The sequence below is a fragment of the Vagococcus sp. WN89Y genome (assembly GCF_052220145.1).
Lineage (GTDB): Bacteria > Pseudomonadota > Gammaproteobacteria > Enterobacterales > Enterobacteriaceae > Kosakonia.
In genome coordinates this window covers 1-23,564 of sequence record NZ_JBQPOM010000055.1, presented here as the reverse complement: position 1 = coordinate 23,564, position 23,564 = coordinate 1, and the positions used below count along the sequence as shown (strand labels likewise).

21 protein-coding genes are annotated in these 23,564 nt (G+C 54.1%); 12 read left to right on the top strand and 9 right to left on the bottom strand.

Going from position 1 to position 23,564, the window contains the following annotated elements; genetic code table 11:
- Positions 1-128: 128 nt before the first annotated feature.
- Complete coding sequence (gene pyrD / locus ACTU3N_RS15805) at positions 129-1,139, top strand: quinone-dependent dihydroorotate dehydrogenase (RefSeq protein ID WP_443087071.1); 1,011 nt, start codon at positions 129-131, stop codon at positions 1,137-1,139.
- Positions 1,140-1,296: 157 nt separating this feature from the next.
- Positions 1,297-1,839, top strand: coding sequence for a cell division protein ZapC (gene zapC / locus ACTU3N_RS15800; protein WP_443087070.1), 543 nt, complete (start codon positions 1,297-1,299; stop codon positions 1,837-1,839).
- Here zapC and ACTU3N_RS15795 read toward each other — a convergent pair.
- Positions 1,836-2,945 (bottom strand): YcbX family protein, encoded by a 1,110-nt coding sequence (locus tag ACTU3N_RS15795; protein WP_443087069.1) that lies wholly within the window; start codon positions 2,943-2,945, stop codon positions 1,836-1,838. The genes zapC and ACTU3N_RS15795 overlap by 4 nt on opposite strands.
- A gap of 96 nt (positions 2,946-3,041) precedes the next feature.
- Here ACTU3N_RS15795 and rlmKL point away from each other — a divergent pair, with 96 nt between their 5' ends.
- From rlmKL to rmf, 6 genes are all read left to right on the top strand, one after another.
- Positions 3,042-5,153 (top strand): bifunctional 23S rRNA (guanine(2069)-N(7))-methyltransferase RlmK/23S rRNA (guanine(2445)-N(2))-methyltransferase RlmL, encoded by a 2,112-nt coding sequence (rlmKL, locus tag ACTU3N_RS15790; RefSeq protein ID WP_443087068.1) that lies wholly within the window; start codon positions 3,042-3,044, stop codon positions 5,151-5,153.
- 12 nt (positions 5,154-5,165) lie between these two features.
- Positions 5,166-7,073, top strand: coding sequence for an ABC transporter ATP-binding protein (locus ACTU3N_RS15785; protein ID WP_443087067.1), 1,908 nt, complete (start codon positions 5,166-5,168; stop codon positions 7,071-7,073).
- Between the two features lie 11 nt (positions 7,074-7,084).
- Complete coding sequence (gene pqiA, locus ACTU3N_RS15780) at positions 7,085-8,353, top strand: membrane integrity-associated transporter subunit PqiA (protein WP_443087066.1); 1,269 nt, start codon at positions 7,085-7,087, stop codon at positions 8,351-8,353.
- The gene (gene pqiB / locus ACTU3N_RS15775) at positions 8,343-9,983 is read left to right on the top strand and encodes an intermembrane transport protein PqiB (RefSeq protein WP_443087065.1); all 1,641 of its coding nucleotides are present in this window, start codon (positions 8,343-8,345) and stop codon (positions 9,981-9,983) included. The genes pqiA and pqiB overlap by 11 nt, the downstream gene beginning before the upstream one ends.
- Positions 9,980-10,543 carry a membrane integrity-associated transporter subunit PqiC gene (gene pqiC, locus ACTU3N_RS15770; RefSeq protein WP_443087064.1) on the top strand — a complete coding sequence of 188 codons (564 nt, stop codon included), beginning with the start codon at positions 9,980-9,982 and terminating at the stop codon, positions 10,541-10,543. Before pqiB ends, pqiC begins: the two co-directional genes overlap by 4 nt.
- A 255-nt stretch (positions 10,544-10,798) precedes the next feature.
- Positions 10,799-10,966, top strand: a complete 168-nt coding sequence (gene rmf / locus ACTU3N_RS15765; RefSeq protein WP_017456222.1) for a ribosome modulation factor — start codon at positions 10,799-10,801, stop codon at positions 10,964-10,966.
- Positions 10,967-11,036: 70 nt separating this feature from the next.
- Here rmf and fabA read toward each other — a convergent pair whose 3' ends face one another.
- Both fabA and ACTU3N_RS15755 read right to left on the bottom strand, forming a co-directional pair.
- Entirely contained in the window at positions 11,037-11,555 is a 519-nt protein-coding gene (fabA, locus tag ACTU3N_RS15760; protein WP_443087063.1) for a bifunctional 3-hydroxydecanoyl-ACP dehydratase/trans-2-decenoyl-ACP isomerase, read from the bottom strand.
- Positions 11,556-11,624: 69 nt separating this feature from the next.
- Positions 11,625-13,385 (bottom strand): AAA family ATPase, encoded by a 1,761-nt coding sequence (locus ACTU3N_RS15755; protein WP_443087062.1) that lies wholly within the window; start codon positions 13,383-13,385, stop codon positions 11,625-11,627.
- 181 nt (positions 13,386-13,566) lie between these two features.
- On the opposite strand from ACTU3N_RS15755, the gene matP reads away from it, so the two are divergent.
- The gene (matP, locus tag ACTU3N_RS15750; protein ID WP_443087061.1) at positions 13,567-14,019 is read left to right on the top strand and encodes a macrodomain Ter protein MatP; all 453 of its coding nucleotides are present in this window, start codon (positions 13,567-13,569) and stop codon (positions 14,017-14,019) included.
- Positions 14,020-14,093: 74 nt separating this feature from the next.
- On the opposite strand, the gene ompA is transcribed toward matP, so the two are convergent.
- Positions 14,094-15,143, bottom strand: a complete 1,050-nt coding sequence (gene ompA / locus ACTU3N_RS15745) for a porin OmpA (RefSeq protein WP_443087060.1) — start codon at positions 15,141-15,143, stop codon at positions 14,094-14,096.
- 369 nt (positions 15,144-15,512) lie between these two features.
- Positions 15,513-16,022 (bottom strand): SOS-induced cell division inhibitor SulA, encoded by a 510-nt coding sequence (gene sulA / locus ACTU3N_RS15740; RefSeq protein WP_443087059.1) that lies wholly within the window; start codon positions 16,020-16,022, stop codon positions 15,513-15,515.
- Between the two features lie 216 nt (positions 16,023-16,238).
- Between sulA and ACTU3N_RS15735 the strand changes: the two genes are divergently transcribed.
- Complete coding sequence (locus tag ACTU3N_RS15735) at positions 16,239-16,844, top strand: TfoX/Sxy family DNA transformation protein (protein ID WP_443087058.1); 606 nt, start codon at positions 16,239-16,241, stop codon at positions 16,842-16,844.
- A 1-nt stretch (position 16,845) separates the two neighbouring features.
- Here ACTU3N_RS15735 and yccS read toward each other — a convergent pair whose 3' ends face one another.
- Both yccS and ACTU3N_RS15725 read right to left on the bottom strand, forming a co-directional pair.
- Positions 16,846-18,981: a YccS family putative transporter gene (gene yccS / locus ACTU3N_RS15730; RefSeq protein ID WP_443087057.1), complete on the bottom strand. Its 2,136-nt coding sequence runs from the start codon at positions 18,979-18,981 to the stop codon at positions 16,846-16,848.
- Positions 18,982-18,998: 17 nt separating this feature from the next.
- Positions 18,999-19,445: a YccF domain-containing protein gene (locus ACTU3N_RS15725; RefSeq protein ID WP_443087056.1), complete on the bottom strand. Its 447-nt coding sequence runs from the start codon at positions 19,443-19,445 to the stop codon at positions 18,999-19,001.
- Between the two features lie 122 nt (positions 19,446-19,567).
- On the opposite strand from ACTU3N_RS15725, the gene helD reads away from it, so the two are divergent.
- Positions 19,568-21,622, top strand: coding sequence for a DNA helicase IV (gene helD / locus ACTU3N_RS15720; protein ID WP_443087055.1), 2,055 nt, complete (start codon positions 19,568-19,570; stop codon positions 21,620-21,622).
- A gap of 26 nt (positions 21,623-21,648) precedes the next feature.
- On the opposite strand, the gene mgsA is transcribed toward helD, so the two are convergent.
- On the bottom strand, positions 21,649-22,107 hold the full coding sequence (mgsA, locus tag ACTU3N_RS15715) for a methylglyoxal synthase (protein WP_443087054.1): 459 nt from the start codon (positions 22,105-22,107) through the stop codon (positions 21,649-21,651).
- 109 nt (positions 22,108-22,216) lie between these two features.
- Complete coding sequence (csgI, locus tag ACTU3N_RS15710; RefSeq protein ID WP_443087053.1) at positions 22,217-22,873, bottom strand: curli synthesis inhibitor; 657 nt, start codon at positions 22,871-22,873, stop codon at positions 22,217-22,219.
- 136 nt (positions 22,874-23,009) lie between these two features.
- Between csgI and ACTU3N_RS15705 the strand changes: the two genes are divergently transcribed.
- Positions 23,010-23,423, top strand: a complete 414-nt coding sequence (locus ACTU3N_RS15705; protein ID WP_443087052.1) for a CoA-binding protein — start codon at positions 23,010-23,012, stop codon at positions 23,421-23,423.
- The last annotated feature ends 141 nt before the right edge of the window (positions 23,424-23,564 follow it).

The window sequence follows — 23,564 nt, the reverse complement described above, 5'->3', positions numbered from 1 at the left end:
TAAGGGAAAAAGAAACAGGGTAAACGTTTGCGTCGATTTCGCTTTTTTTGCCACAGGTCAATTCCCTTTCGCCGGGCTTTCACCGATAATACGCCCCCGGTTTGCACACCGGGAATCCAGGAGAGTTCATGTACTACCCCTTCGTTCGTAAAGCCCTTTTCCAGCTCGATCCAGAGCGCGCTCATGAATTAACATTTCAGCAATTACGCCGCATTACCGGAACGCCGCTCGAAGCGCTTGTCCGCCAGCGTGTGCCGGAAAAGCCGGTGCAGTGCATGGGACTGACCTTTAAAAACCCGCTGGGTCTGGCGGCCGGGCTTGATAAAAACGGCGAGTGTATTGATGCGCTTGGCGCGATGGGTTTTGGCGCGATCGAAATTGGTACCGTCACACCGCGCCCGCAGCCGGGCAACGATAAACCGCGGATCTTCCGTCTGGTGGAAGCCGAAGGATTGATCAACCGAATGGGGTTTAATAATCTCGGCGTGGATAATTTGGTCGAGAATGTCAAAAAAGCCCATTTCGATGGCGTGCTGGGTATTAATATTGGCAAAAATAAAGACACGCCCGTGGAACAAGGCAAAGACGACTATCTGATTTGTATGGAGAAAATCTATGCTTACGCGGGTTATATTGCGATCAATATTTCCTCGCCGAATACCCCAGGTTTACGCACGCTGCAATATGGCGAGGCGCTGGATGATTTGCTGACGGCAATTAAAAATAAGCAAAGCGAGTTGCAAAATATCCACCATAAATATGTTCCCGTGGCGGTAAAGATCGCCCCGGATCTTTCTACTGAAGAATTGATCCAGGTTGCCGACAGTTTAGTGCGGCACAATATTGATGGTGTTATTGCCACAAATACGACGCTGGAACGATCGCTGGTGCAGGGAATGAAACATTGCGACGAAACCGGTGGCTTAAGTGGCCGTCCGCTGCAATTAAAGAGTACCGAAATTATTCGTCGCTTGTCGCAGGAATTAAATGGCCGTTTGCCGATTATTGGCGTAGGCGGTATAGATTCGGTTATCGCCGCGCGCGAAAAGCTGGCGGCAGGGGCTACGCTGGTGCAAATATATTCAGGTTTTATTTTTAAAGGCCCGCCGCTGATTAAAGAAATCGTCCGTAATATCTAATCTTTTTCCCTTTCCAGGACAACCAGAGCTTTATTTCCGGCTCTGGTTGTTTTATATTCTGCCAGTGTTGCTAATTTAAACATTATGGTCTTAATAATAAACAAGGCGGCAAACAGGGTGAAAAAGTAACGGGATGTCTAAGGGGAGCGGAGAGAAAATGCGAATTAAACCTGACGATAATTGGCGCTGGTATTTTGATAGCGAGCATGATCGTATGATGCTCGATTTAGCCAATGGCATGTTATTTCGCTCCCGGTTTGCCCGTAAAATGTTGACGCCCGATGCCTTTGCCCCGTCGGGTTTTTGTGTTGATGATGCCGCGCTCTTTTTCTCCTTCGATGAGAAATGTCGCGAATTAGAATTATCTAATGAGCAGCGTGCTGAACTGGTGCTTAATGCGCTGGTGGCGATCCGTTTTTTGAAACCACAAATGCCAAAAAGCTGGCACTTTCTGTCGCACGGTGAGAACTGGGCGCCCTCATCCGGTGAGGCGGCCTGTGTCTGGCTGAGCGATACGCAGGAGTGCGTAAATTTGCTGGTGGTTGAACCGGGCGACAATGCCGCACTGTGCCTGCTGGCGCAGCCCGGCGTGGTGATTGCCGGGCGCACCATGCAACTTGGTGATGCGATTAAAATCATGAACGATCGGCTGCGATCGCACCAGCGAGCCGCCAGCCTCCCGTTTGAACAGGCGGTTTAAACATCCAGCCGAAGGGCGGTTTTCGGAATGCAGCTACAGCTGAGTATGGTTCCATCAGCCCCAATTGCCGACGCTTTCAGCGCGCTGACTTCCCCGTCCAGCAAACGTATTCGACAACAGCCGCAAATCCCGGCGCGGCACGAATACGGTACGCGAATACCCTGACCTTCCAGCTGCTCCAGCAGCACCTGCTGATTATTGCCGGAGAAAGTCTGCTCCTGCCAGGTGATATTAACCGTACCTTCTGCTTCAACCACCGGCGTCAGCGTTTCTTCCTGTGCGCCTGCACCGTATATTTTTGCCGGTTTAGTGGCCAGAACAACGACCTCATCACCCATGCGCACCAGGCCGCTATTGCGCGGGATCAGGTTCTGGCCGAAATCAACGTCGCCATTATCCTGCGCGGTACGAAAGCGTTGCAGCGTCGCCAGCGGCTCTCCGGCGGGATGTTTTTGCCCGCGCTCAGGGCTAATCGTCGTGAAAATGCAGCGGCTGCAGGGTTTTACCACGTCAAAAACCACCTCGCCGATACGTATCGTTTTCCAGCCGTCTTCTTCCCATGCCTGCGCGCCCGTTACCACCAGGTTTGGTCGGAACTGCTCCATTTTTACGCTCGCCGGGCAGCGATGTTGCAAATCGCGCAGCGACGCTTCGTTGGTTAACAGGTAGGGAAAACCATCGGCAAAGCCAAGCGGCACCGCTTCAAAGCGTTTTACGCGGCGGGTAGGCGTTGGCCCGACCCAGTGCAGCTGCACCGTGTGGGGAAAAAAACCGCTCAGCCAGTTATTGATAGTTTCAGGCGCAACCTGCGCGGTAAAGTGGTTCCCCCACACTTCCGTTGGCGCGCTCTGAGGCGCGAAATCGGCAAAACGCACCACCGCGCTACTGCCATCGGGCGCGGTCAGATGCAGGCCATCAGCCAGCAGGGAGGGGGAAAAACGCACCAGTTGCGGATACTGACGCGCGGTAATAAAGGTGCCGTCAGTATCGGTGAGCATAAAAATACGGTCAAAGGCGAGACCGCTGATATCTGCTAATGCATGCGTCAGGCCAATACCACGCATCGATTTAACGGGATGAACGAATAGACGCGAAAGAGTTGGCACGCCTTGCTCCTGAAAGACTAAAAAGAGCCACCAACTTTATGACATAAACGTCAGATTAGCTATAATGCGCAGCAATTTTCGTTGAGTATAAGTGATATGATGATTTCTCTGTTTGCCAGTACGGCCCGTGGGCTGGAAGAGCTGTTAAAAACTGAACTGGAAAAGCTGGGCGCGCAGGCGTGCCGCGTGGTTCAGGGTGGTGTCCACTTTGAAGGGGATACGCGGCTCCTGTACCAAAGCCTGATGTGGAGTCGTCTGGCCTCACGCATTATGATGCCGCTTGGCGAGTGCAAGGTTTACAGCGACCTTGACCTGTACCTCGGTGTGCAGGCGATTAGCTGGACAGAGATTTTCAATCCGGGCGCCACCTTTGCGGTGCATTTCAGCGGCCTGAATGACGAGATCCGCAACAGCCAGTACGGCGCGCTGAAAGTGAAAGACGCCATTGTTGACGCATTCACCCGTAAAAATCTGCCGCGCCCGAATGTCGAACGTGAACAGCCAGACCTGCGCATCAACGTGCGTCTTCAGCAGGAAACGGCGTACATCTCCCTTGATTTGAGCGGCGAAGGCTTGCACCTGCGCGGCTATCGCGATCGCACTGGTATCGCACCTGTCAAAGAAAACCTCGCGGCGGCCATCGTGATGCGCTCCGGCTGGCAGCCGGGCACGCCGCTGCTGGACCCGATGTGTGGTTCCGGTACGCTATTAATTGAAGCGGCGATGGCAGCAACGGATCGCGCGCCGGGTCTGCATCGCGGCCACTGGGGTTTCGGTGGCTGGGCGCAGCACGATGAAGCGCTATGGAAAGAGATAAAAGAAGAAGCGCAAACCCGCGCGCGCCAGGGGCTGGCGAATTATTCAGCGCGCTTTTACGGCTCGGATAATGATGCCCGCGTGATTGAACGCGCGCGCAGCAACGCGCGCCGCGCCGGGGTTGGCGAGCTTATCACCTTCTCCGTGCAGGATGTGGCGCAACTGAGCAACCCGCTGCCGAACGGCCCGACCGGGACGGTTATCAGCAACCCGCCTTATGGCGAGCGTCTGGAGAGCGAACCGGCGCTTATCGCGCTGCACAGCCTGCTGGGGCGTATTCTGAAATCACAGTTTGGCGGCTGGAATCTGTCGCTCTTCAGCGCCTCTGTTGACTTGCTTAACTGCCTGCAACTGCGCGCCGATCGTCAGTTCAAAGCGAAAAACGGCCCGCTGGATTGTGTGCAGAAAAACTATCAGCTGGCGGAAAATAATGGCGAAGCAACAGCCCCGGCGATGGCGGAAGACTACGCTAACCGCCTGCGCAAAAATGTGAAAAAGCTGGAGAAGTGGGCGCGCCAGGAGGGGATAGAGTGCTATCGTCTTTACGATGCGGATTTGCCCGATTACAACGTGGCAGTCGATCGCTATGCGGACTGGGTGGTGGTGCAGGAGTATGCGCCGCCGAAGACTATCGATGCGCAAAAAGCGCGCCAGCGCCTGTTTGATATTATCGCCGCAACCATTACCGTGCTGGGTATCGCGCCAAATAAACTGGTGCTGAAAACCCGTGAGCGGCAGAAGGGCAGCAGCCAGTATCAGAAGATGAATGAGAAGGGTGACTTTATGGAGGTGAGTGAATACAACGCTCGCCTGTGGGTCAACCTGACGGATTACCTGGACACCGGCCTGTTCCTTGATCACCGCATCGCGCGCCGCATGCTTGGCGAGATGAGCAACGGTAAAGATTTCCTCAACCTTTTTGCCTACACCGGCAGCGCCAGCGTGCACGCGGGTCTCGGCGGTGCGCGCAGCACCACCACGGTGGATATGTCGCGTACCTATCTGGAGTGGGCAGAGCGCAACCTGCGACTTAATGGTCTGAGCGGTCGCGCGCATCGTCTTATCCAGGCCGATTGCCTGGCCTGGCTGCGCGAAACTGATGAACAGTTTGATGTTATCTTTATCGATCCGCCGACCTTCTCCAACTCTAAACGTATGGAAGATTCGTTCGACGTACAGCGCGATCATATGCGTCTGATGCAGGATCTTAAGCGCCTGTTGCGTAAGGGCGGTACCATTATGTTTTCCAATAACAAACGCGGTTTCCGTATGGATCACGACGGGCTGGCGGAACTGGGTCTTGTGGCGAAAGAAATTACCCAAAAAACGCAGTCGCAGGATTTTGCCCGCAACCGTCAAATCCACAACTGCTGGCTGATTACCGCAGCCTGAAAGGATAAATAGATGTCATTAATCAGTATGCACGGGGCGTGGCTCTCATTTAGCGACGCACCGCTTCTCGATAATGCAGAACTGCATATCGAAGAAAATGAACGCGTGTGCCTGGTCGGGCGTAATGGCGCGGGGAAATCCACGCTGATGAAGATCCTCAACCGGGAGCTAAACCTGGATGACGGGCGCATCGTGTATGAACAGGATCTGGTGGTTGCACGCCTGCAACAGGACCCACCGCGTAATGTCAGCGGCAGCGTGTACGATTTTGTTGCCGAAGGCATTGAAGAGCAGGCGGAGTATCTCAAGCGTTACCATGAGGTTTCGCACCTGGTGATGACCGATCCGAGCGATAAGAATCTCGCCGAACTGGCGCGGGTGCAGGAGATGCTCGATCACCACGGTCTGTGGCAACTGGAAAACCGTATCAATGAAGTGCTGGCGCAGCTGGGGCTGTCGGCGGATACGCCGCTCTCGTCGCTTTCCGGCGGCTGGTTGCGCAAAGCTGCGCTGGGGCGTGCGCTGGTCAGCGGCCCGCGCGTGCTGCTGCTTGATGAACCGACTAACCATCTGGATATTGAAACCATCGACTGGCTGGAAGGTTTCCTGAAATCCTTCTCCGGCACCATTATCTTTATCTCGCACGATCGTTCGTTCATCCGCAATATGGCGACGCGCATCGTCGATCTCGATCGCGGCAAACTGGTCTCCTATCCGGGAAATTACGATCAGTATTTGCAGGAAAAAGAAGAAGCGCTGCGCGTGGAAGAGCTGCAAAATGCCGAGTTCGATCGCAAGCTGGCGCAGGAAGAGGTGTGGATCCGTCAAGGCATCAAGGCGCGCCGTACCCGCAACGAAGGGCGCGTACGTGCGCTCAAAGCGATGCGCCGTGAGCGTAGCGAGCGCCGCGAGGTGATGGGCAGCGCGAAGATGCAGGTCGAAGAAGCGTCCCGCTCCGGCAAAATCGTCTTTGAGATGGAAAACGTCAACTACAGCGTGGGCGGCAAAACGCTGGTGCGTGATTTCTCCACTCAGGTGCAGCGCGGCGACAAGATAGCGCTGATTGGCCCGAACGGCTGTGGTAAAACCACGCTGCTTAAGCTGATGCTCGGCCAGCTCCAGGCTGACAGCGGGCGGGTGCATGTCGGCACGAAGCTGGAAGTGGCCTATTTCGACCAGCACCGCGCCGAGCTGGACCCGGACAGAACCGTGATGGACAACCTGGCGGAAGGGAAGCAGGAAGTGATGGTGAACGGAAAGCCGCGCCATATTCTCGGCTATCTGCAGGACTTCCTGTTCCACCCGAAACGGGCGATGACGCCGGTGCGCGCGCTTTCCGGCGGGGAACGTAACCGCCTGCTGCTGGCGCGTTTATTCCTCAAACCCAGCAACTTGCTGATCCTCGATGAACCGACCAACGACCTGGATGTCGAGACGCTCGAATTGCTTGAAGAGTTGATCGACAGCTATCAGGGCACCGTGCTGCTGGTCAGCCACGATCGTCAGTTTGTCGATAACACCGTGACCGAGTGCTGGATCTTCGAAGGCGAAGGGCGTATCGGTCAGTATGTGGGCGGCTATCACGATGCGCGCGCGCAGCAGTCTGCTTCGCTCGCCCAAAAGCAAGCCGTGGTGAGTAAAAGTGCCGAAGTGCCTGCCGCGAAAGCAGAAACTGTAAAACGCGGCGCTAACAAACTAAGCTATAACCTGCAACGTGAGCTGGAACAACTCCCGCAGAAACTGGAGCAGCTGGAAGCACAACTGGAATCGTTGCAGGCACAAGTGGCCGATGCCGGTTTCTTTAACCAGCCGCACGATCATACGCAGAAAGTCTTAGCGGATATGGCTTCGGCAGAGCAGGCGCTGGAGGAAGCGTTTGAACGCTGGGAGTATCTGGAGGCTCTGAAAAACGGCGCATAAAGGGAGCCTGTATGTGTGAACACCACCACGACACCCGGCACATTCTCTGCCCGCAATGTGACATGCTGGTGGCGTTGCCGCCGCTACAGCTTCGGCACAAAGCCGCTTGCCCACGCTGCGGCGTAACGCTGACAACCCGGTGGGACGCGCCCAGGCAGCGTCCTACCGCGTATGCTGTGGTTGCGTTATTTATGCTGCTGCTGTCCAATCTTTTCCCTTTCGTTAATATGCAGGTGGCGGGCGTGACCAGTGAGGTCACCCTGCTGGAAATACCCGGCGTGATGTTTTCTGAAAACTACGCCAGTCTCGGTACCTTCTTCCTGCTGTTTGTGCAAATGGTTCCGGCGTTCTGTCTGGTCACTATCCTGCTGTTGGTCAACCGTGTCCGCATGGATTTTCGCCTGAAAATCCTGCTCGCCAGAGTATTGTTCCAGCTAAAAAGTTGGGGCATGGCCGAAATTTTCCTCGCCGGGGTGCTGGTCAGCTTCGTGAAGCTCATGGCCTACGGGGACATCGGTATCGGCAGTAGTTTTATTCCCTGGTGCCTGTTTTGCCTGATGCAGCTGCGGGCTTTCCAGTGCGTCGATCGTCACTGGTTGTGGGACGACATCGCCCCGGCGCCGCAGCCAGAGCGGGCGTTATGCCCCGGCATCACCGGCATCCGGCAGGGCCTGCGCTCCTGCCCGTGCTGCACGGCGGTTGTGGCTATCGACAATCCTGTCTGCCCGCGTTGCCATACGCGTGGCTATGCGCGTCGGCGTAACAGTATTCAATGGACGCTGGCGCTACTGATCATGGCGATGTTGCTTTATATACCGGCCAATATCCTGCCGATTATGGTGACGGATTTGCTGGGCGACCGTATGCCATCCACCATTCTTGCCGGGGTCGTTTTACTATGGAGCGAGGGTTCTTATCCGGTGGCGCTGGTGATTTTTGTCGCCAGCATCATGGTGCCGACGCTGAAAATGATCGGTATCGCCTGGCTGTGCATTGATGCTAAAGGGCACGGCAAGCGTGATAGCGAGCGTATGCACATTATCTATGAGGTGGTGGAGTTTGTCGGTCGCTGGTCAATGATCGATGTCTTTGTTATCGCAGTGCTGTCTGCGCTGGTACGCATGGGTGGGCTAATGAATATTTACCCTGCGATGGGGGCGCTGATGTTTGCGCTGGTGGTCATTATTACGATGTTCGCAGCGATGACATTTGATCCGCGTTTAAGCTGGGATCGCGAAGGTGAAACGCACCATGAGGAGTCTTTAGAGCATGGCAAATAAGAGCGCAGAGGCCAGGGTGCAAAAAGTGAGAAACTGGTCGCCGGTATGGATTTTCCCGATAGTCACGGCGCTGATTGGCGCGTGGATCTTGTTTTACCATTACAGTCACCAGGGGCCGGAAGTCACGCTTATCACGACCAATGCTGAGGGGATTGTTGGCGGCAAGACGACTATCAAAAGCCGCAGCGTGGATGTGGGCGTTGTGGAGAGCACAACGCTGACCGACGATTTAACCCACGTTGCGATTAAAGCGCGGCTGAATGCCGGTATGGAAAAGCTGCTGCATACAGATTCCGTCTTCTGGGTGGTGAAACCGCAAATAGGCCGTGAAGGCATAAGCGGTCTCGGCACATTGCTTTCCGGCGTTTATATTGAGCTTCAGCCGGGCAGCAAAGGCAGCCAGCCGGAACACTATACCCTGCTGGATTCGCCGCCGCTCGCGCCGCCGGATGCCAAAGGCATTCGCGTGATCCTTGATAGCCAGAAAGCGGGGCAATTGAGTCCCGGCGATCCGGTGCTGTTTCGCGGATACCGTGTAGGTTCGGTGGAAACCAGCACATTCGATACACAAAAACGCACCATGAATTACCAGCTCTTTATCAATGCGCCCAACGATCGCCTGGTGACCAGCAACGTGCGCTTCTGGAAGGATAGCGGTATTGCGGTGGATCTGACCGCTGCGGGTATGCGCGTTGAAATGGGATCGCTGACCACATTATTTGGTGGCGGTGTGAGCTTTGACGTGCCGGAAGGGCTGGATTTAGGCCAGCCGGTCGGTGAGAAGACAGCTTTCAGGCTGTATGACGATCAGCGCAGTATTCAGGATTCGTTGTATACCGATCATATCGATTACCTGATGTTCTTTAAAGATTCCATTCGCGGGCTGCAGCCCGGCGCGCCGGTTGAGTTCCGCGGTATTCGCCTGGGGACCGTGAGCAAAGTACCGTTCTTTGCCCCCGGTATGCGTCAGGCGCTGAATGAAGACTACCGTATCCCGATCCTTGTGCGCATCGAGCCGGAGCGGATTGCGACCCAGCTGGGTGAGGATCCGGATGTGACGGCGCATCTGAACGAGTTGCTAAAACGTGGGCTGCGCGGTTCGCTGAAAACCGGCAACCTGGTCACCGGCGCGCTGTTCGTGGATCTTGATTTCTACAATAACGTGCCGCCGGTAACAGGTATGCGCGAGTTCGGCGGGTATCCGATTATACCTACGGTGAGCGGAGGGCTGGCGCAGATCCAGCAGCGCCTGATGGAGACGCTCGATAAGATCAATAATCTGCCGCTAAACCCGATGGTCGAGCAGGCAACCAAAACCCTGTCTGAGAGCCAGCAAACGCTTAAGCGCCTGCAAACGACGCTGGACAGTCTGAATAAACTGACCGCCAGCCAGTCGATGCAGCAGCTACCGGCAGATATGCAATCTACGTTGCGTGAGCTTAATCGTAGTATGCAGGGCTTCCAGCCTGGTTCTGCAGCTTACAACAAGATGGTGACGGATATGCAGCGCCTCGATCAGGTGCTGCGTGAACTGCAACCGGTGCTGAAAACGCTCAACGAGAAGAGCAACGCGCTGGTGTTTGAAGCGAAAGGTAAAAAGGATCCGCAGCCGAAGAGGGCGAAAGAATGAGAAAAAGCGCAGTCGTGATTATTGCTATGTTGCTGTCCGCGTGCAGCAGCAGCGATGACACTAAAAGCTACTATCAGCTTCCTGCGCCGTCGCAACCGGCGGTGCAGGCGAGCAGTGAGGGCAACCGGCAGCTGTGGGTAGAGCAAATATCCGTGCCTGATTATCTGGCAAGTAACGGTGTGGTTTATCAAACCACCGATGTGCAATACGTTATTGCCAGCAATAATTTATGGGCCAGTCCGCTCGATCAGCAGCTGAGAACGACGCTGGTGGCGAATCTGAGCAACCAGTTGCCGGGCTGGGTGGTGGCCTCGCAACCTTTAGGCAGCACGCAGGATACGTTAAGCGTAACGGTGACGGGTTTTCATGGCCGCTACGACGGGCGGGCGATTGTCAGCGGCGAGTGGTTGCTCAAACATCAGGGGCGCGTGATTAAACGGCCATTCCATATTGAACTGAAGCAGCAAAAAGATGGCTACGATGAGCTGGTGAAAGTGCTGGCTCAGGGGTGGCAGCAGGAAGCGTCTGCTATCGGCAGAGAGATTAATTCGCTGCCATAAGTAAATTTAATGGCTAAAAAAACCGCTAAAAGCACGCGCCTTAGCGGTTTTTTTTATCTTTGTCTGAAAGCTATCTTGTTGAGCGTATCATCAGTTTTTGTACAAATGAACTTTTGCTTAGCTCACATTTATGACACTGGCGTGAATTTTGCGCATTGACGAGGCTCTCTATCCAGGGTATTCGTAAATCGTGGCTGCGTAATAAGTAACCACTGTTTTCATTTCCACCAGATCAATCAGTGAGGGAAACGAGGCATGAAGAGACAAAAACGCGATCGCCTGGAACGGGCACATCAACGAGGTTATCAGGCTGGTATTACCGGACGCCCTAAAGAAATGTGTCCTTACCAAACCCTGAATCAAAGGTCCGAGTGGCTGGGAGGCTGGCGAGAGGCCATGGAAGACAGGGCTGTCATTGCATGATTCTGTCTCTTTGAAAAAGAAACCTCCGCACTGCGGAGGTTTCGCATTTATAACACTGCAGGAGGCTTTATCAGAAAGCAGAAGTGTCCTGGAAAAGACCCACTTTCAGATCGGTCGCGGTGTAGATAACGCGGCCATCGACCAGCACTTCGCCATCGGCCAGGCCCATAATCAAACGGCGGTTCACGATGCGTTTGAAGTGGATACGGTAAGTCACCAGTTTCGCCGTAGGCAGGATCTGACCGGTGAACTTCACTTCACCAACACCCAGCGCGCGGCCTTTACCTTCGCCGCCGAGCCAGCCCAGATAGAAACCGACCAGCTGCCACATGGCATCCAGACCCAGACAGCCTGGCATTACCGGGTCGCCGATAAAGTGGCAACCGAAAAACCACTGATCCGGATGGATATCCAGCTCGGCTTCAACATAGCCTTTATTAAAGTTACCGCCGTCTTCGGTCATTTTGACCACGCGGTCCATCATCAGCATATTTGGCGCAGGCAACTGTGGGCCTTTTTCACCAAATAGTTCGCCGCGACCAGAGGCAAGAAGGTCTTCTTTCGTATAGGATTCGCGTTTATCTACCATGTTCTTAATAAGCCTTATTTGTAGTTTCGGACGCAGGATAGCTAACACGTGTACGCCGAACAAGTCCGATCAGTTTCGGTTAAACCAGGTTAACCAGCGCAGCGGCCACGGGTAACGATGGCGTGCGTCTTGTTGCAACACCTGAGCTATACGTTCCTGAATAACCTGCTTGAGATTGTTCTGCCCTTCGGCATCCCAGGCCAGGCCTGTTAATAAGGGTAGAGCATCCATCACATCATCCACTGCCCAGATAAAAAATTGTTTCGCGCTAATGGCATCCAGCACGCCCTGATGCAAGCAGAGGTGGCGCACATTAGCCGCCGGGATAATCACCCCTTGCTGGCCGGTAAGTTCGCGCTGCTGGCAAATAGCGAAAAACCCTTCAATCTTTTCGTTTAAGCCGCCGACAGGTTGCGAGCGACCAAACTGGTCTACGGAGCCGGTAATGGCAATATTTTGCCGGATCGGGACTTCCGCCAGCGCGCTGATTAACGCGCAGAGTTCCGCCATTGAAGCGCTGTCGCCGTCGACTTCACTGTAGGACTGTTCAAATGTCAGCGAGGCAGAGAAGGGGAGTTGCTGATCCAGTTCCAGCTCGGCCATCAGAAACGCCTGCATTATCATCATGCCCTTAGCATGAATATTTCCGCCAAGCTCCGCTTTGCGCTCAATATCGTTGAACTCGCCGTCACCCACATGCACCACGCAGCTGATACGCGAAGGTTCGCCAAATGCGCGCGGATGTCCCGGGAATTCAATGACTGACAGGGCGTTGATCTGACCGATGCGCTCACCTTCGGTTTCAATAAGGATCTGCTCAAGCAGAATCTCATCCTGCATACGCTCGGCGAGAAAGCTCTCACGCCATTCGCGCTGTGCCAGCATCGCTTGCAGCTCTTCACCACTGAATGTTTTTTCCGTGGTCATCGCCGCCACTTCACGCAGTTGGCGCAGCAACCACAGAGGGCATAACGGTAATGTGTCGCGATCGCCCGTGTAGCGCACCGCTTCACGGATCAAAGACGGCCAGGCGTCGGCAGCCGGCAGAGGCAGTTGTTCACTGCGCGCGGTTTGTTCGACCCACTGACGCCACATGGTCATCGTTTCGTTATCAGGAACTTGCAGGCTCTCTTCATATTCACTGTAAATCGCCTGGGTTGACAGCTCCGGCTCCATTTCCTGGAATTCAGCCAGCGATTCGCGCTCACCCACGAGGATAACTTTCAGGTCGAGCGGCATCGGGGGAATGACCACCGGAAGCGGGCGTGATTCGTCAAAGGAAACCCAGTCGAAGCGGCGACGGGTCACCATCGTTTTCAGACGCATCCACAACAGCGGCTGAGCCAGTAGCGTTCGCAGAGAGATAATCAGCACGCCGCCGTTTGCCTGGTGAACCAGACCCGGTTGCAGGGTGATTTCGTTATTGAACTGGCGCAGGCAGCCAAACAGTTGTTCTGCTTCTACCCAGTCGGCAATAACCGTAGGTTTGCTACCAACGAAATCCGACGCCGCGTTTGTTGACGCCTCAAAGCGAACCGATGAACCATTGATATGGTACTGCCCACCGGCGATCGGGCGCGTTTGCGGAACCAGAACATCCGTTGCGTTTGCGATTAACTGTAAGTATTCAGCTTCTTCTGGCGCTTTCGCCAGCAAAAAGCGCGAGGTAGCCAGCGGATAGAGTAACTGCTCCAGCGCGTACTGTAGCCGTGGCTGCGTATCGGCCAGAGAGAAATCCGTCTCGCGCACTAAGTCAGGCGACTCAAACACTTCCTGATAACTGTCGGTATCAGGAACCAGGTCGTTCCATTCAAGTTTTGTAATGGTCAAAGTCGTTTTTTAGTCTGCTGTAAAAGGCGGGATTATACCGGAAAGCCAGGGGCAACACACAATGATTACGCCCTTTCTCCGGGTGAAAGTTGGTGATACCTCGCGAAGCGAGATTTCTTTTCAGCAGAGTTAGAAAAAACTGATATTCTGATCTGAGTTACACGGTAACGTTGAGATCGCAATGAAATATCAACAACTGGAAAATCTCGAAAGCGGCTGGAAGTGGAAATATCTGGTTAAAAAGCATCGTGAAGGGGAGTTAATCACGCGTTATATCGAAGCCAGTGCTGCTAAAGAGGCAGTCGATGTCTTGCTGACCCTCGAAAATGAACCGGTACAGGTCAATAACTGGATTGCGCAGCATATCAATCCGACGCTGGTTAACCGGTTGAAGCAGACTATCCGCGCTCGCCGAAAGCGGCATTTTAATGCCGAGCATCAGCACACCCGCAAAAAGTCCATCGATCTGGAGTTTGTGGTCTGGCAGCGACTGGCCGCTCTGGCACAGCGGCGGGGGAAAACTCTCTCTGAAACGATTGTGCAGTTGATAGAAGATGCGGAGCATAAAGAGAAATATGCCTCGAAAATGTCGACGCTCAAACACGATTTGCAGGCGTTGCTCGGGAAAGAGTAACGAGCAGCAGGCGATAATTCAGCAGGCAATAAAAAACCCCGTACGCAGACGGGGTTTTTTTACTAAGACGGAACTTAAGCCTGCGGCTGAGTTACAACGTCTTTGATACCTTTAACTTCGATCTCTACGCGACGATCCGGAGCCAGGCAGTCGATCAGCGCAGCACGCGGTTTCACGTTGTCACAGGTATTGCCGGTAACCGGGTTAGATTCGCCCATGCCACGTGCAGAGATTTTGTTCGCCGGGATACCTTTAGATACCAGGTAATCAACAACGGACTGAGCACGTTTCTCGGACAGACCCTGGTTGTAAGCGTCAGAACCGATGCGATCAGTGTAACCCAGAACAACGACGGAACCGTCTTTCGGATCCAGGTTGCTCAGCTGCGTGTACAGCTGATCCAGAGCCTGCTGACCTTCCGGTTTCAGGGTAGATTTGTTGAAGTTGAACAGAACGTCAGACTTCAGGGTGAAGTGCTTGGTCTGTACTTCCGGAGCCGGAGCCGGAGCCGGTGCAACTACCGGTGCAGCGTCTTCCTGCTGGCCGAAACGGTAAGAAACACCCAGGCTCAGCAGACCGTTGTCCGGACGAGCACCAACGGTGTGTGCATCACCGATGTTGTTGGTCCACTGGTATTCCAGACGGGTAGCGACATCGCGGGTCATCGCCCACTCAACACCACCCGCGAAGACCGGGGAAACACCGGTATCGTGATCTTTGAAACCTTGGTTGTTTTTAGCGTCTGCACGCCAAACCATACCACCCAGACGGGTGTACAGATCCAGATCATCAGTGATCGGGTAACCCAGTTTAGCGGTCAGCTGAACGCCCTGAGCTTTGAATGCGCCGTTTACATCGCTGCCTTTGTACGGCATGCGACCCAGCCAGTCGTAGCCCATTTCAAAGCCAACGTACGGGTTAACCTGATAACCACCGAACGCACCAGCGCCTAACTGGCTTTCGTGAGTCGGGCCATTGTTAGGGATCTGGTTGTTACCAACATCGTGGTACTGAGACCAGCCCAGTTTCGCACCTGTATACCAGGTGTTATCTTTCGGAGCGGCCTGCGCTACGGTAGCGAAGCCAGCCAGTGCCACTGCAATCGCGATAGCTGTCTTTTTCATTTTTTGCGCCTCGTTATCATCCAAAAATCGCCATGGAAATCTCGACAGAGAAATCACGGTTAAATCCTTCACCGGGGGCTTTGCTCTCCTACTCCCTAAGCAGATATCTTTACCGATATCTTTCGCTTATGCAGAGCACCCCTGGCGATGTAAAGTCTACAACGTAGTTGGAAACTTACAAGTGTGAACTCCGTCAGGCATATGAAAAAAAAGGTTTTGTATACACAAAATTTAACAATTTTGATGAACTTTTCGCCAGCATCATATTTCTGCAAAGCGCGCTGGACAGGCTTTGTACCTGTATTTGGCTAATAAAATAATCACGCTATTCGGACGCAAAAATAATACCAGGATAAATCTTAAATTTACTCAATGATACAAATTGGAATGAATCTTTATTCCGGAATGTGGTCTCGCAGCCAGTGGATCATGACGCACCGGACGCATTACAAAGCCGATTGCATTACCTTCTTCTGCTGCCATCGCGAGGCGATGGTGCTCTTCTTCGGTTAATTCTTCAGCATGCCAGCCAATAACGACACTGTAATTACCGGTGCGCAGCGCCCGGATCATCGATTCCAGCGTCAGGCCCGGCGAAAGCTGGCTGATTTGCATTACTTTAGCGAGCGGCAGCCCGGCAGATTGCACCCACTCACGGCTGAGCTTTTGCTGAGGCGTAAGCCACAGCAACCAGCGGGACTGCTGGCCAAGCTGCTGCAAAAGGGGTAACAGAAGAAGCTGAGTCATCATGGGCTGGTCTTCGCGATAGACCACTTCGCTAATCAGCCCGGTAGCGACGCGCGTATTATCACCACGCGTTAAAGAGTTATGCGCGGAGGCGAATGTTGTTGAACGATTAGCATAGCCTGAAGTGTACATAATCAATCCAGCCCTGTAGTTACTGTATAAACATACAGTAACCTCTGTACGTTCAAAGATCAACCTCATTTTCGGAAACCATCTCGCAATTTTGTGGCCTCAATGGGGCAATATGTAAAATTCGCTTGCTGTCCGCTCCCGGGTTGCCTATTTTTCTGATTAACGGATCCGATAACCAAATTGTTGCTTTACTATGTGATTTATAAGGGAATAATCATGGAAGACATATCCTATAAGCGGATCTATCAAATAAGTGAATGCCTCTCTTCCCTCGGTGAAATATGTCATCGTGCGCACTTTGGTGGATACAGCTTATCGGTTGATAAAACCGTTTTTGGCATCGTGGCCGACGGGGAACTTTATCTGCGGGCGTGTGATGAAAGCGCGGCTTACACCGTTACACAACATGCGCCTTTATTGATGTTCAATAAACGTGGTCGGCTGGTTTCGCTCAATTACTACTTCGTTGGCGAGGGTGTTCTGTGTAACCAGGCCTTGCTGCTTCGGCTTTCCGGTCTTTCTCTGGAGGCTGCGCGCCGCGAAAAAGCAGAGCGTAGCGCCCGGCTTCGTTTGCGTGATTTGCCGAATCTCACCTCGCAGCTTGAAGCCTCTTTATGCAGAGCAGGGGTGACGGATGAGCAAACCTTGCGCCATCTTGGGGCGAAAGCGTGCTGGCTTAAGTTGCGAAAAAACAATCGCTGGCTGAGCGTGAAAGTGCTGTTCGCGCTGGAAGGTGCCATTACCGGAATGCATGAAGCCGCGCTCCCGGCGATACGCCGCCAGGAGCTAATGGAGTGGCTTAATACACTAATGGAGGAGTAACTCAGGTTTTTTGCAGCAGCTGATTTTTCAGGCGGGAAACCTCAGGTAGCAGCGCAATCAATAACCCAATTTGTTGTAAAACCAGCGGCTCTTTGCTGTCTGGCCGGGGTTCCAGATGCCGGATACGTTGCGACAGGTCAGCAAGCGTTGCCTGAACCTGTTCTTCATTAGCCGGAAGATGATGCAGGGCGTCGTCAACATAGCAGACCGCATCATCAAGCAGGCGCAGCATTTCCGGTTGGGTTAGCTTTTCACGGTGCGCACCCAACGCGGAAATGTAGCTGGTAAAGGTGTGATTCAGGCACAGCAACCGGAACGCCACCTCGCGCATCTCCGGCGTGGTGCCGGGTTCGGAGGGCATGTTTGAGACCACAGAGGCCAGTTCTGCGTCGCAGTTGTAGGCATTGCGGCGCGCAATACGGTAGGCCAGCCGGTTGTCGCGCCCCTGATGATATTGCTCAAGGATAGCGTCAAGGTAGCGGCAATTGGACTCCAGCGCCCGGTCGATAACACGCGGCAGGTGGCGAAAGCGCCAGTCCGGCCAGATAAAACTGACCGCAGCCCAGGCGATAGCGCAACCGACAAGCGTGTCGATAATACGTGGAATAGCGACCTCAAAGCCTTCGCCGAGCAGGTTAAAGCACAACAGCACCAGCAGGGTAATAAACATCGTGGCGTGAGCATATTGCACCGTGCGGAAGGCAAAAAACAGCACGCCGGTGATAACAATCAGGATCAGCTGCCCTTCGATGGAAGGCACAAAATAGAGTACCGGTAAGCCAATTGCCACGCCAACAAGTGTTCCTATCACACGCAGCGTCAGGCGATGGCGGGTCGCGTTATAGTTCGGCTGGCAAACAAACAGGCTGGTGAGCAGGATCCAGTAACCATGTTGCAAACCGGTGACCTGAATAAAGGTATAACCGACGCATAGCACGACGGACATACGCACAGCATGGCGAAACAGCGCCGACTCCGGCGTCAAATTGCTGCGCAGCCGCTGCCAGATGTCTGTAAGACCGTTCGGGCTGTCATCGGCGAGCTGGTTTTCTGTCTCATTTGCGAGCTGCGCTTGCGGCTGGCCGGATTCAATACTGGCCAACTGGGCATCAATGGCGCGCAGGTTATCAAGCAGAAAACCGAGCGCTTTGAGATGTTCGGCAGAGGTCGCACCGCTGGCGCGAATACGATCCAGCGCGGCGTCCAGGTGCATAAAAGCGCGTTCGAAGCGGGTGTCATGCTGGTAGGGCGTGCGCAATAAAATAGCGCGTGAAAGCCGGGCGCAGGCCTGCGATTGCATATAAAGCAGGCGCTGGAAACGGAACATCACATCGCTATAGCGAAAGTGTTCGCGCAGCGTCTGGTACTGAATGTGCGAAGAGCTGGCGCGCTCCTGGATGTCCTGGGCCGCAAAATAGTAGTGCAGCGTTCGCCGTGTGCTGCGCTGCCCGCGATCGCCACGCAGGCGAGTAAGCAGCGACTGTTTGGTCTGGTTAAGCGTGGTCATCAGCTGGCCGTTCGCCAGCGCAAGGTCGTAAAGGGGTGCCTGGCTTTCATCTTCTATATCCGGATCGAACAGCCGCGATTTTAGCTCAAGGTAATGCGCCAGTTGTTCGTAACAGCGCGCCAGATTGTCCTGCAACGCGCGGACAGGGAAAATCACATGCCCAATCAGCGTCAGCAGGTTAAACCACACTGCACCGGCTAACAGCAACAGCGGCTGTTCATACCACTGATTGAACAGCGAAATACCCAGCATGGTATAGACGGCAATCAGCAGGGCGCCAAAAGCAATGGTGGCATAACGCTGGCCGAGACCGCCAAGCAAAATAAAACCGATAGTTGACGTAACAAGGCCGATAGCGAACAGCCAGGGCCAGGGAAAAAGCAGTTCTACCGACGCTGAGGCAATAAAAAACGAGATAAGAGTAATAACCAGGTTGCGCAGCCTCCCGGTCAGGCGATCATCCAGATCCGCCAGCGCGGCAGCCACCACACCCAGCGTCAGCGGAATGGTGAGTTTCACCTCGCCGAGAAACCACGGCACTGCCGCTGTGCCGCAAAGGGCAATAAAAATTCTGGCGTTATACAGCCAGGCACTGTTCCATGTGTAGCGACGAAGCAGGGGACTCAACATAGGGTCAGACGCTCCGGTTACTGAAAGCGGCGGCGGGCGTTGGCTTCACGCGCGGCGCGGGCCGTCTCGACGGATACCACGCGGCGTCCTACGGGCCACAGCGCAATCGCGGCAATTTTAAAATTCGCCACGCCAACCGGAATGCCGATAATAGTCAGGCACTGGGTGATGCCAGCAATAATATGCATGATGCATAGCCACCAGCCAAACAGCACAAACCAGAGGATATTCAGCACCGTGCCGCCTGCATTCAGCAGGCTATTTTTGCCTTGCGGCTCTAACTCATCGACATGAATCGCTTCATTTCCCCAGGGAATAAGCGAAAGTTTGGTTATTTCCCAACAGGAACGCGTCAGCGGTAACGTAACGATAAACAAAATGCTTAAGACCGTCGCCAACAGCCAGCCCAGCGTGGTGGCAAAACCGCCAAGAACAAAGTTCAGAATATTCAAAACTGTACGCATAAAACCTCTGTGCAACCCTGTGAAGTCATTATCCCGACAATTGTAACGACTTTTTGGACTGGAGCACTAATTCTCTGGCAGGTAAACTGGCAATTATTGTCACAAGCTGAGAATGATAAGTCATGGAACTGAAAGCGACTTCGCTGGGAAAACGTCTGGCACAGCACCCTTATGATCGTGCGGTTATGCTAAACGCAGGGATCAAAGTGGCGGGCGACCGGCATGAGTACCTTATTCCTTTCAATCAGCTACTGGCAATTGAGTGCAAGCGCGGGCTGGTCTGGGGCGAACTGGAATTTCTGCTGGCTGACGATAAAGTGGTGCGTTTGCACGGTACTGAATGGAGCGAAACGCAGCGTTTTTATCATCAGTTAAGTGAACGCTGGAAAGCGTGGAGCGAAGAGATGAGCGAGGTTGCGGCAAGCGTTCTCTCTGAACAACTGGCGCAGATTGCCGGGCGCACCGATACGCAAAAATGGCTGACGCGTAACCAGCTAAACGGGTTGCAGCAACAATTACAGCACGCTTTTGCGGCGCTTCCGTTGCCGACACGCCGTCTGCCTGAGTTTGAAAACTGCCGCGAGTTATGGCAACAGTGCCAGGCGTGGCTCCATGACGCCCAGGAGCGGCGGGACGCGCACAATCAGGCCTATACCGAGGCGATGCTGACGCAATACGCCGCTTTTTTTGACCAGATTGAAAGCTCGCCGCTCAACCCGGCGCAAGCCCGCGCGGTGGTGAATGGCGAGCACGCTTTGCTGGTGTTAGCCGGTGCAGGTAGCGGTAAAACCTCGGTACTGGTTGCGCGAGCCGGGTGGTTACTGGCCCGTGGCGAGGCCGCAGCGGATCAGATCCTGCTGCTGGCGTTTGGGCGTAAAGCCGCGCAGGAGATGGATGAACGTATCTGTGAACGCTTGCATACCGAAGAGATAACCGCCCGTACCTTTCATGCGCTGGCGCTCTATATTATCCAGCAGGGCAGTAAAAAAGCGCCGGTGATAAGCGAGCTGGAGAGCAATACCGCTGCACGCCATGCGCTGCTGACCGAGGCCTGGCGTGAGCAGTGCAGTGAAAAGAAAGCGCAGGCGAAAGGCTGGCGGCAGTGGCTGGAAGAGGAGATGTCATGGAACGTCCCGGAAGGTAATTTCTGGCAGGATGAAAAATTGCAGCGCCGCATTGCGCCACGCCTTGACCGCTGGATTGGGTTGATGCGTATGCATGGCGGCGCGCAGGCTGACATGATTGCCAGCGCGCCGGAAGAGGTGCGTGAGCTGTTTGGTAAGCGCATCAAGCTTATGTCGCCGCTTTTGAAAGCCTGGAAAACCGCCTTGAAAACGGAAAATGCGGTCGATTTTTCCGGACTGATTCACCAGGCCATTAATGTGCTGGAAAAAGGGCGGTTTATCAGCCCGTGGAAGCATATCCTGGTGGATGAGTTTCAGGATATCTCGCCACAACGGGCGGCGCTGCTTGCGGCGCTGCGTAAACAAAACTCGCAGACGACGCTGTTTGCCGTCGGCGATGACTGGCAGGCTATTTACCGGTTCAGTGGTGCGCAGCTTTCCCTGACTACCGCGTTTCAGGACTATTTTGGCGAAGGCGATCTCTGCGCGCTCGATACCACTTACCGTTTCAACACGCGGATCGGTGAAGTGGCGAACCGCTTTATTCAGCAGAACCCGTGGCAGCTGGCTAAGCCGCTAAACAGTCTGACAAAAGGCGACAAAAACGCGGTGACGCTGCTCCCGCAAGAGCATCTTGATGCACTGCTGGACAAGCTCAGCGGTTATGCCACCCCAGAGGACAGGATCCTGGTGCTGGCGCGCTATCATCATGCCAGGCCGGAGAGTCTGGCGAAAGCCGCGACGCGCTGGCCGAAATTGCAGCTCGATTTTATGACGATCCATGCCAGCAAAGGTCAGCAGGCGGAGTATGTGATTGTGCTGGGTTTACAGGATGGCGCAGACGGTTTTCCGGCTCCGGCGCGGGAGTCGATCATGGAGCAGGCATTACTGCCACAGCCGGAAGCGTTTCCTGATGCAGAGGAGCGTCGCTTGTTATATGTCGCGCTAACACGTGCGCGTAAACGGGTCTGGCTGCTGTTTGATAAAGAGAAACCGTCGGCATTTGTCGAGAGCCTGAAAGCTCTGAATGTGCCGGTAACAAGGAAGCCGTAAATTCAGGCGGCTTACGCCGCCTGGCATTACTTCAGGCGTTCGGCCAGATAGCGTGGATAATCCGGGATCAGGATATCGACGCTCTCATTGAATTGTGGGGAAGCAATAATAAAATCGGCGGTGGACATATTCGTCGCAACCGGGATATTCCACACGGTCGCCAGGCGCAGCAGTGCTTTAACATCCGGATCGTGCGGCACAGCATTAAGCGGGTCCCAGAAGAAAATCAGTACATCAATTTTCCCTTCCGAAATCAGCGCGCCCACCTGCTGATCGCCGCCCAACGGGCCGCTCAGCATCGCGTTTACCGTCAGGCCAGACGCCCGTTGAATCAGGTTTCCGGTAGTGCCGGTCGCGTACAGTTCGTGCTGAGCCAGCACCGCGCGGTGCCGCTCCACCCACTTCATAAGCATCTCTTTACAATGGTCGTGCGCCACCAGTGCGATGTGCTTACGCACAGCAATGGTGCGAGTTGTCAGTTCCATACTCTGTTCCCATAGTGATTTTGCTACAGATTACTGCAAGCGCATGAGTCTGCAAGCGAAGGCAGAAAAAAAAGCTGTTGGCACAAAGGGAGTGTGAGTTGACGCTACCTCAGGAAGCAGGCTGGTGCTGCGTCCATTCGATAAAACGTTTGCGGGTTGCGGGGTCCGCTTTCTGATACCAGTATTTAAGTCGCTGTTCAGTAAAGGTTTGCGAGGGAGGGATATCCAGCTCGGAAATGCCGGACAATAGCGTGCTGTCGTCGGCGATTTTTTGTGCGGGCCGGGACAGGGCGGCGATTTTTCCTGACTTGTTATAGCGCTCGGTGGCGATTTCATAATTCTCAATATGAATATTTGCGTCCGTTTCAAGCACATCAAGGCGCACAGGAATAGGCGTTGCGTTGCCATCCAGCAACGCGACACGTGGCGTAGTATTGAACTGCTCAGCCTGCTTCTGCGTATTCATTTCCGGCAAACTGAAATTCACCTGATTAACGTTTTGCGTATCAAAGCTGGCGATAAGCGCCGGCGACGTATACAGAATTTGCTGATGATTGTTCAGGCTGATGGTTTTTTCTACCCGGAACACCAACTGGTGCGGGCCATTCTCCAGTTCAATACTTTCCGCGCCGCGTAGCAATGAACTGGACACTTTTTTTCCATCAAGTACCAGCAGGTCGATATCGCCAGAAAGACGCAGCGTTGTCGCCAGCACAGCAGCCGGAAAGTAGCAGATAATCACCATAGCCGTCAGACCGGCTCGCATAACTGCCCCCTGTCACATGACGGAATATATTGATTAATTTACAGGTACAGCGGTGACTTACGCACTCATGCGAATGTATGGAAATGGTTGCCTGCCGCTGTATGAGATACACTTTGAGAAACAGCCGGAGGATATTATGAAAGATTCTGAGATAGCCGAAATTCTGCAAACAACCCGAACAATTGCGCTGGTGGGCGCCAGCAACAAGCCCGATCGCCCGAGCTATCGCGTGATGAAGTACTTGCTCGATCAGGGCTATTACGTGATCCCGGTCTCGCCGAAAGTAGCGGGGAGTACCTTGTTGGGCCAGCAAGGATATGCGACGCTCGCTGACGTCCCGGAAAAAATTGATATGGTGGATGTGTTCCGCAATTCTGAAGCAGCCTGGGGCGTGGCGCAGGAGGCTATTGCTGTGGGGGCAAAAACCGTGTGGATGCAGCTTGGCGTGATCAATGAACAGGCGGCAGTGCTGGCTCGCGAGGCGGGGCTGAATGTGGTGATGGATCGCTGCCCGGCGATTGAGATCCCAAGACTGGGCCTGGCAAAATAAAAACACCCCGCCGCAGCGCTGAGGGATCCCCACTAAATCAGCGCTAATAAACCAGCACCATATTTCGGTAGGTTTTTGCGAGGTGGTTAAGAATGGTGCTCAACACCGTTCGTTTTAAAATTAGCGGAGAGTGTCGCAGGA